At 68.8% G+C, this 2,555-nt stretch carries 1 protein-coding gene; it reads left to right on the forward strand.

Annotated features, from left to right (window positions below; genetic code table 11):
- On the forward strand, window positions 1-2,555 hold a 2,555-nt coding region (locus tag D7X55_RS38315), incomplete at both ends, for a condensation domain-containing protein (protein WP_147470392.1).

Consider the following 2,555-nt stretch of genomic DNA (forward strand, 5'->3'; position numbering starts at 1 on the left):
TCGTGCGCTGGCGCGCCGACGGCCAGCTGGACTACCTCCAGCGGCTCGACTTCCAGGTGAAGGTGCGCGGCTTCCGCATCGAGCTGGGCGAAATCGAAGCCTCGCTCCTCGCGCATGCCTCCGTGCATGAGGCCGTCGTCCTCGCCCGTGAGGATGTCCCTGGCGACAAGCGGCTCGTCGCGTACCTCGTGCCCACTCAGGGCCATGAGTTGGACACCGCCTCGGTGCGCGCATTCCTCAAGGAGCGGCTGCCCGAGTACATGGTGCCCGCCGCCTTCGTCTCACTGGACGCGCTGCCACTGACGTCCAACGGCAAGGTGGACAGGAAGGCCCTGCCCGTCCCCGATGCTTCGCCTCTCGCGGACTTCGGCGCGCCTCGTGACGCCACAGAAGAGAAGCTCGCCGACGCCTTCGCCCAGGTCCTGCGCCGCGAGCGCGTGAGCGTCCACGACGACTTCTTCTCGCTCGGTGGCCACTCGCTGCTGGCCACCCAGCTCGTCTCTCGCATCCGCGCCGCCTTCGACACAGAGCTGCCGCTGCGCGCCCTCTTCGAGGCGCCCACCGTCGCTGCCCTCGCCGATCGCCTGCGCACCGCCACCTCCGGCCCGCGACTGCCGCCGCTCACCCGCGCCACCCATGAAGGCCCGCCGCCCCTGTCCTTCGCGCAGCAGCGGCTGTGGCTGTTGGATCAGCTCCAGCCCGGCAGCGCCGCGTACAACATCCCCGCCGCCCTTCGCCTGAAGGGCCATGTGGACATCGAGTCCCTGCGCCGCGCCTTCGAAACCCTGGTCGCGCGGCATGAAACGCTGCGCACCACCTTCTTCCAGCATCAGGGCCAGCCCGCTCAGCACATTCATGCGCCAGCGCAGTGGGCGCTGCCCCTGCTCGATGTTTCCTCACTGCCGGAGAAGCAAGGGGATGAAGAGGCGCGTCGCCTCGCGAACCTGGAGGCCCGTCGGCCCTTCGACCTGGAAACAGGCCCGCTCCTCCGCACGTCCCTGGTGCGCCTGGGAGACGCGGAGCACCTGCTGCTGGTGACGATGCATCACATCGTCTCCGACGGCTGGTCCATGGGCGTCCTCGTCCGGGAGCTGACCGCGCTGTACGCGGCATTCCATGCGGGGCAGGTGCCCGCTCTCGCGCCGCTGCCCGTGCAGTACGCGGACTTCTCCGTCTGGCAGCAGGCCTGGCTCCAGGGCGAAACGCTGGAGACCCAGCTCGCCTACTGGAAGGAAAAGCTCGCGGGTGCGCCCTCCGCACTGGACCTGCCCACGGACCGCCCGCGCCCGCCCGTGCAGTCGCACCGAGGCGCCGCGGTGGACGTGCGCCTGCCTCCGGAGGTCTCGCAAGCTCTCAAGGCCCTGGCCCAGCGCGAGGGCGCCACGCCCTTCATGCTGCTGCTCGCCGCGTGGCAGCTGCTTCTGTCCCGGTACTCGGGCCAGGACGACATCAACGTGGGTTCGCCGATCGCGGGCCGCACCCAGGCGGAGACCGAAGGCCTCATCGGCTTCTTCATCAACACCCTGGTCCTGCGCACGCACGTGGCCCCCAGTGCGACGTTCCGCGAACTACTGGCCCAGGTGCGCGGTACGACGCTCGCGGCCTACGAGCACCAGCACGTGCCCTTCGAGAAGCTGGTGGAAGTCCTCCAGCCCGTGCGCGACCTGAGCCGCAGCGCGCTCTTCCAGGCGATGTTCTCCCTGCAGAACACGCCCATGGAGGCGCTGCGCGTGCAGGGGCTGTCCTTCGAGCAGCTTCCGCTCGAAGCGAACTCGGCGAAGTTCGACCTGACGCTGACGATGCAGGACTCGCCTCAGGGCTTCGTCGGTGTCCTGGAGTACAGCAGCGATCTCTTCGACGCCTCGACCATGCAGCGCATGGTGGGCCACCTCGGAGTGTTGCTGGAGGCCATCGCCGCGAAGCCTGAGGCAACGCTCGCGAGCCTGCCGCTGCTCTCCGCTCCGGAGCGGCAGCAGCTGCTCGTGGACTGGAACGGCCCCAGCGCGGAGTTCCCTCGCGACCGTTGCATTCATGAGGCTTTCAGCGCCCAGGCCCTTCGTACACCTGACGCGCTCGCCGTCATCTGCCGTGATGAACGCCTCACCTTCCGTGAACTGGACACGCGAGCCAATCAGCTTGCGCACCGGCTGATGAAGCTGGGCGTAGGCCCTGACGTGCGCGTGGTGCTCTGCATGGAGCGCTCCGTCGAAGCCCTCGTGGGCATCCTCGGCGCACTCAAGGCCGGTGGTGCCTACGTCCCCATCGACCCCAGCTACCCGCGTGAGTGGCTGGCCCACGTCCTCCAGGACACCGGTGCGCCGGTCGTCCTGACCCAGCAGCGGCTGCGCGACTCACTGCCTCCGCACTCCGCGCACACCCTCTGCCTGGACTCCGACACTACGGACCTTGAGGCCCAAGACGCTCCGGGGACGTCCGTCACCCCAGAGCACCTGGCGTACATCATCTACACCTCGGGCAGCACCGGCCGTCCCAAGGGCGTGATGATTCAGCACCGCTCAGTGCTGAACCTGCGCGTCGCGCTTGCTGCCACCGTG

This window comes from Corallococcus sp. AB049A (genome assembly GCF_003668885.1).
Lineage (GTDB): Bacteria > Myxococcota > Myxococcia > Myxococcales > Myxococcaceae > Corallococcus > Corallococcus interemptor.